Origin of the sequence: Streptomyces sp. NPDC088194, assembly GCF_040702025.1 — a bacterium.
In the GTDB taxonomy this organism is placed as follows: Bacteria; Actinomycetota; Actinomycetes; order Streptomycetales; family Streptomycetaceae; genus Actinacidiphila.
In genome coordinates, this window is sequence record NZ_JBFBIV010000183.1 from 1 (window position 1) to 6,835 (window position 6,835).

A 6,835-nucleotide genomic window follows, 5' to 3' on the forward strand; every position below is an offset into this window, starting at 1 on the left:
GAGCAGTGGGGGCCATCGACGTCGTGCCCGGTGAGGCACTGGCGGAGGATACGAGATTCGAACTCGTGAGGGGTTGCCCCCAACACGCTTTCCAAGCGTGCGCCCTAGGCCACTAGGCGAATCCTCCGGGGGAGACATTACAGGGTGGAGGGGGGTGGGAGCGAACTCGTTCGGAGGGCGGGGGGTGGGGTAGGGTGGGCGCAGCCCCTCACGTGGCGCTATCTCGCTGAACTCCCCCAGGGCCGGAAGGCAGCAAGGGTAAGTGGGCTCTGGCGGGTGCGTGGGGGGTCTTCGCATGCCCGGGGGCGTTTTCGGGTCCGGTGGGGCGGTGTCGGGGCGGCGAGACCTCGGCCGGATCGCGGCAGGGCCGCAGTCGGACCCGGGTGAGACCCGAGGCGGACCCGTGGTGGGGCGCGGGGTGGGGCGCGGTGTCGGTGGGCCCGGCTAGTCTCGGAGGCGTGTCACTCGCTCTGTATCGCCGCTACCGTCCGGAGACCTTCGCCGAGGTCATCGGGCAGGAGCACGTCACCGACCCGTTGCAGCAGGCGCTGCGCAACAACCGGGTCAATCACGCGTACCTGTTCAGCGGCCCGCGGGGGTGCGGGAAGACGACGAGCGCGCGGATTCTGGCGCGCTGCCTGAACTGCGAGCAGGGACCGACGCCGACTCCGTGCGGGGAGTGCCAGTCGTGCCGCGACCTGGCGCGGAACGGCCCGGGGTCGATCGACGTGATCGAGATCGACGCGGCGTCGCACGGCGGTGTGGACGACGCCCGCGATCTGCGCGAGAAGGCGTTCTTCGGGCCGGCCGGCAGCCGGTACAAGATCTACATCATCGACGAGGCCCACATGGTCACGTCGGCGGGGTTCAACGCGCTGCTGAAGGTGGTCGAGGAGCCGCCGGAGCACCTGAAGTTCATCTTCGCGACCACCGAGCCGGAGAAGGTCATCGGCACGATCCGGTCGCGTACGCACCACTACCCGTTCCGGCTGGTGCCGCCGGGGACCTTGCGGGACTACCTCGCCGAGGTGTGCGGGCACGAGGCGATCCAGGTCGAGGACGGGGTGTACCCGCTGGTGGTGCGCGCCGGGGCCGGCTCGGTGCGGGACTCGATGTCGGTGATGGACCAGTTGCTGGCGGGCGCGAGCACCGACGGTGTGACGTACGCGATGGCGACGGCGCTGCTCGGTTACACGGACGCGGCGCTGCTCGACGAGGTCGTGGACGCGTTCGCGTCGGGCGACGGCGCGGCGGTCTACGGGATCGTGGACCGGGTGATCGAGGGCGGGCACGACCCGCGCCGGTTCGTCACGGACCTGCTGGAGCGGCTGCGCGACCTGGTGATCATCGCGGCCGTGCCGGACGCGGTGGAGAAGGGGCTGATCGACGCGCCCCGGGACGTGGTCGAGCGGATGCAGGCACAGGCGTCGGTCTTCGGCGCCGCCGAGCTGAGCCGCGCGGCCGACCTGGTCAACACCGGACTGACGGAGATGCGCGGCGCGACCTCGCCCCGGCTCCAACTGGAGCTGATCTGCGCCCGGGTGCTGCTCCCGGCCGCGTACGAGGACGAACGCTCGTTGCAGGCGCGGCTGGAGCGGCTGGAGCGCGGGGTCAGCCTCGGCGGTCCGGCGAACGCCGCGACGGCTCCCGGCGGCGGGCCCGGCTACGGTGACGCGCCCGGCGGGGCCCAGGCCGGCGGTGTCGCGGGTCCGGGTGGCGGTCCGGCGTACGGCGGCGGTCCCGCGGGCCCGTCCGGTCCGGCGGCGGCGAGGGCCGCACTGGGCCGTACGGCAACGGGCCCGGCGGCACCCGCCCCCGCACCTGCGTACGCACCCGCGGCTCCCGCCCCCGCGCCGGAGGCGCAGCAGCAGCCCGCGGCCCCAGCGGCCCCCGCGTCGCCGCCACCCGCGCCCGTACCGCCGGCACCGCCCGTGCCGGACAGCGGGGACGCGGCCCCCGACCCTTCCTCCGCCCCGCGCCCGGGTGCGTGGCCGACCTCCGCCGCGCCGGGTGCGCCCGCCGCCTCCCCCGCGCCGGCCCCGCGCCCGGGTGCGTGGCCGACCACGGCCGGCCCGTCCCAGTCGAACCCTCCGCACCAGCAGACGCACCAGCAGGCACACCAGCCCCCGTCCGGCCCGCCGGCCGGAGCATCCGCGCCCCCGCCCGCCGCCGCGGCCACCCCCGCGTCCAGCGGCCCCATCGGCGACTCCTCCCGCGTCCGCGAGCTGTGGCCGCAGATCCTGGAGGCCGTCAAGCACCGCCGGCTCACCTGGATTCTGCTGCTCAACAACGCCCGGGTGGTCGGCTTCGACGGCGAGACGCTGCAACTCGGCTTCGACAACCTCGGCGCGCGCAACAGCTTCGCCAACGGCGACAGCGAGGACGTGCTGAAGCAGGCGATCGGCGCGGTGACCGGGGCGAGGTGGAAGATCGAGACCCTGGTCGACCCGGGTGGCGGCGGCAGCGACGGCGGCGGGCGAGGCGGCCCCGGGGGTGGCGGAGGCCGCAGCGGTCCCCCTCGGACGCAGGCACCCGGCGGCCCGGGCGGCCCGCCACAGGGCCTAGGCCAGGGGCAAGGCCAAGGACAGAGCCAGGGCCCGGCAGGTCAAGGCCCCGGCCGACCGCCCACCGGTCAGCAGCCGAACGGCCAGGGCGGCGCGCCCTCCGCGTACGGCTCGGCCCCGCCCGCCGCCGCCCCGCCCGCCCCTCGCCGGGAGGGCCAGGGCGGCACCGCCGTGCCCGGCGGCGGCCAGGGCGCCGGCCCGGGGATGGGCTCGGGTGCGGGCGACCCGCGTCCGTACCCCGGCGGCTCCTCCTTCGCCGAACCCCCGCCCCTCGAGGACGACATCCCCGAGGAGGACGACCCGGAACTGGTGGATTCGGCACCGGCTCTCAGCGGCCACGACCTGTTCATCAAGGGGCTCGGCGCGACGGTCATCGAGGAGATCAGCCACGACTGAGCGCGGGTGCGCACCGGCGTCGGCGGGCGTACGCGCACAGGCCCGCGCAGAAGCCCGTGCACCGGCCCGCGTACACGTACGGGCACGGGTGCGACGTGGGTACGGCGGTGCGTGCGACCAGGGGAGGGGTGCGCGCCGCGCCGATCCTCCGTACGGCGTAGGGCGCTGGGCCGTACGAGCACGTAGGCTCGCCCTGTCACGTAAAACACGCGGCAATCCCGTAAAACCCGTAGAGCCGCAGTACTCGCAGGGCCCGTAGACAACAGACGGCACAGGCAGGAGCGATTCCGTGATCCCCGGTGGTGGTCAGCCGAACATGCAGGCGCTGCTCCAGCAGGCGCAGAAGATGCAGCAGGATCTCGCGGCGGCCCAGCAGGAGCTGGCCGAGACGACGGTGGAGGGCTCGGCGGGCGGCGGCCTGGTGCGGGCGACGGTGACGGGTGCGGGCGAACTGCGCGGGCTGGTCATCGACCCGAAGGCGGTCGACCCCGACGACACCGAGACCCTCGCCGATCTGGTGGTCGCCGCGGTGCACCACGCGAACGAGTCGGCGCAGAAGCTCCAGCAGGACAAGCTCGGCCCGCTCGCCCAGGGGCTGGGCGGGATGCCCGGGCTGCCGTTCTGAGCCTGAGCCGGCGCTCCGCCTGACGTCGTTCTGCCGGTTCGGTCGGTTGGACCGGTTCTGCCGGTTCGGCCCGTTCGACTCGGTCCGGCGCTCAAGGTCCGGCCGCGGTTCCCCGCCCCGGACCCCGATCCCCGGCTCCCGACCCTCACCCCCCGACCCCCGACCCCCGACCCCCAGGCCAGAAGCTCCGTGGGCCCCGAAGATCCGAAGGAAGGCACGGCGTGTACGAAGGCGTGGTGCAGGACCTGATCGACGAGCTGGGCAGGCTGCCGGGCGTGGGGCCCAAGAGCGCGCAGCGGATCGCCTTCCACATCCTGCAGGCCGACCCGGCCGACGTACGCCGGCTGGCGCACACGCTCTCCGAGGTCAAGGCGAAGGTGCGGTTCTGCGCGGTGTGCGGGAACGTCGCGCAGGAGGAGCGCTGCCGGGTGTGCAGCGACCCGCGGCGCGACCCCGCGGTGATCTGCGTGGTCGAGGAGCCCAAGGACGTGGTGGCGGTCGAGCGCACCCGGGAGTTCCGCGGGCGGTACCACGTACTGGGCGGCGCGATCAGCCCGATCGAGGGTGTCGGCCCCGACGATCTGCGGATACGGGAACTGCTCGCCCGCCTCGCCGACGGCACCGTCACCGAACTGATCCTGGCCACGGACCCGAACCTCGAAGGCGAGGCGACGGCCACGTATCTGGCCCGCATGGTGAAGCCCATGGGTTTGCGCGTCACGCGACTGGCCAGTGGACTCCCGGTGGGTGGCGACTTGGAGTACGCGGACGAGGTCACGCTGGGGCGGGCCTTCGAAGGGAGGCGGTTGCTGGATGTCTGACGCCGTGGTGGACGAGGACGCGCGGGCGAGGAAGAGCGGGAGCGGCAGGAACGTGAGCGTGGCGGGCAAGGACGTGGCGGGAGCGGGAGCAGCCGCGGGCAAGGGCGGTACGGGCGCGGGCGGCCCGGCCGCCGGCAGGAGCGGTGCCGCGGGCGGGAGCGCCCTGCCGGGCCGGCCGGACGCCCCGGGGCCGACGCCGGAGCCGCAGGAACCGGACGAGTTCGCCGTCCAGATCAGCGACCAGATCGAGAGCTTCATCCTCTCGGTCCGCGAGGTCGCCAAGGGCGACGACCCGGACAGCGCGGTGCCGTACCTGCTGCTGGAGGTCTCCCAGTTGCTGCTGGCCGGCGGGCGGCTCGGCGCGCACGAGGACATCGTGCCGGACGAGCGGTACGAACCGGACGCCGGTCCTGAGCCGGACGAGGACGACCTGCGGCAGCGGCTGGCCACGCTGCTGGAGCCGATCGACGTGTACTCGGAGGTCTTCGACCCGTACGTGCCGCGGTCGACGCCGGTGGCCTGCCGGATCTCCGACGACCTGGCCGACGTGGTGGCGAACCTGGCCCACGGCCTCACGCACTTCCGGGCCGGCCGGGTGTCCGAGGCGCTGTGGTGGTGGCAGTTCTCGTACCTGTCGAGCTGGGGGCTTACGGTCAGCGCGTCGCTGCGCGCGCTCCAGTCGCTGGTGGCGCACGTACGGCAGGACAGCCCGCTGGACGAGCTGGACGGCCTGGACACGGGCGGCGACGAGGACGAGGAGCAGCTGGCGCGCGAGGCGGGCCGGGTGATGGAGGCGGAGCTCGGCACGATGGGGTTGCGCCGCCGCCGGCAGTGAAAACCCGGTGATCGCCCGGTGCGCGTGGTGATCGCCCGGTGCTCGCCGTCGCGCGCGGTGATCGCCCGGTGCTCGCCCGCCTCCGTATGGCGGTGATCACCTGGTGAACCCTGTGTCTCAGCATGTGATAAGGGCGGGGCGGTCGCGGGCGGCTCGTTAAAATGGGCCGACCGCATTCACCCTTGATCCACCCTGAGCGAGGAGCGCACGTGGGCCTTGTCGTGCAGAAGTACGGCGGCTCCTCAGTCGCCGATGCCGAAGGCATCAAGCGGGTCGCCCGCCGAATCGTGGACACCAAGAAGGCCGGCCACCGCGTGGTCGTCGTGGTGTCGGCGATGGGCGACACGACCGACGAACTGATCGATCTCGCCGAGCAGATCTCACCGATCCCGTCCGGCCGCGAGTTCGACATGCTGCTGACCGCCGGTGAGCGCATCTCGATGGCGCTGCTGGCGATGGCGATCAAGAACCTCGGCCATGAGGCGCAGTCCTTCACCGGCAGCCAGGCCGGCGTGATCACCGACTCGGTGCACAACAAGGCGCGGATCATCGATGTGACGCCGGGCCGTATCCGGACCGCGCTCGACGAGGGCAACATCGCGATCGTGGCCGGGTTCCAGGGTGTGTCGCAGGACAAGAAGGACATCACCACGCTGGGGCGGGGCGGCTCGGACACCACCGCGGTGGCGCTGGCCGCCGCGCTGGACGCCGAGGTGTGCGAGATCTACACGGACGTCGACGGGGTGTTCACCGCCGACCCGCGGGTGGTGAAGACGGCCCGCAAGATGGACTGGATCGCCTTCGAGGACATGCTGGAGCTGGCCAGCTCCGGCTCGAAGGTGCTGCTGCACCGCTGCGTGGAGTACGCCCGCCGCTACAACATCCCGATCCACGTCCGTTCCTCGTTCTCCGGGCTTCCGGGCACCTGGGTCAGCAACGAACCACCCCAAGGAGACAGGCCGATGGAGCAGGCGATCATCTCCGGCGTTTCGCACGACACGACCGAGGCGAAGATCACCGTGGTCGGGGTACCGGACAAGCCGGGCGAGGCCGCGACGATCTTCCGGGCGATCGCGGACGCCGAGATCAACATCGACATGGTGGTGCAGAACGTGTCGGCCGCGGCCACCGGGCTCACCGACATCTCCTTCACCCTGCCGAAGGCCGAGGGGCACAAGGCGATCGAGGCGCTCACCAAGGCGCAGACGGTGATCGCCTTCGACTCCCTGCGCTACGACGACCAGATCGGCAAGCTCTCGCTGGTCGGGGCCGGGATGAAGACCAACCCGGGGGTGACCGCGACCTTCTTCGAGGCGCTGTCCAACGCTGGGGTGAACATCGAGCTGATCTCGACCTCGGAGATCCGGATCTCCGTGGTCACCCGGATCGACGACGTGAAGCCGGCCGTTCAGGCGGTGCACTCGGCGTTCGGGCTGGACAGCGACAGCGACGAGGCGGTCGTCTACGGCGGCACCGGCCGCTGAACGTGCTGGTGAACGGCTAGGCCGTGTTTTGGAAGTAGCGCCGTCCGCCCAAAGGGCGGGGCCCGTGGCGTCTGGTGCGTGCGATCGCAAGGCGGAGGGTTGTCCTCGTA

5 protein-coding genes, 1 tRNA gene and 1 other RNA gene are annotated in these 6,835 nt (G+C 72.5%); 6 read left to right on the top strand and 1 reads right to left on the bottom strand.

Annotated elements, in window-relative coordinates:
* Positions 1 to 39: 39 nt before the first annotated feature.
* A tRNA-Ser gene (locus tag AB0399_RS40005) sits at positions 40 to 127 on the bottom strand.
* Positions 128 to 199: 72 nt separating this feature from the next.
* Here AB0399_RS40005 and ffs point away from each other — a divergent pair.
* The 6 genes from ffs to AB0399_RS40035 all read left to right on the top strand — a co-directional run bounded on the left by ffs (position 200) and on the right by AB0399_RS40035 (position 6,725).
* An RNA gene (gene ffs, locus AB0399_RS40010) (signal recognition particle sRNA small type) lies at positions 200 to 296 on the top strand.
* Between the two features lie 162 nt (positions 297 to 458).
* Positions 459 to 2,960 carry a DNA polymerase III subunit gamma and tau gene (locus tag AB0399_RS40015; RefSeq protein ID WP_366414636.1) on the top strand — a complete coding sequence of 834 codons (2,502 nt, stop codon included), beginning with the start codon at positions 459 to 461 and terminating at the stop codon, positions 2,958 to 2,960.
* A gap of 289 nt (positions 2,961 to 3,249) precedes the next feature.
* On the top strand, positions 3,250 to 3,585 hold the full coding sequence (locus AB0399_RS40020) for a YbaB/EbfC family nucleoid-associated protein (RefSeq protein WP_103890964.1): 336 nt from the start codon (positions 3,250 to 3,252) through the stop codon (positions 3,583 to 3,585).
* A 221-nt stretch (positions 3,586 to 3,806) separates the two neighbouring features.
* The gene (gene recR, locus AB0399_RS40025; RefSeq protein WP_328465981.1) at positions 3,807 to 4,406 is read left to right on the top strand and encodes a recombination mediator RecR; all 600 of its coding nucleotides are present in this window, start codon (positions 3,807 to 3,809) and stop codon (positions 4,404 to 4,406) included.
* 163 nt (positions 4,407 to 4,569) lie between these two features.
* The gene (locus tag AB0399_RS40030; protein ID WP_329374168.1) at positions 4,570 to 5,241 is read left to right on the top strand and encodes a DUF5063 domain-containing protein; all 672 of its coding nucleotides are present in this window, start codon (positions 4,570 to 4,572) and stop codon (positions 5,239 to 5,241) included.
* Between the two features lie 209 nt (positions 5,242 to 5,450).
* A complete protein-coding gene (locus AB0399_RS40035) occupies positions 5,451 to 6,725 on the top strand; it encodes an aspartate kinase (protein WP_328465980.1) in 1,275 nt (424 codons plus the stop codon).
* The last annotated feature ends 110 nt before the right edge of the window (positions 6,726 to 6,835 follow it).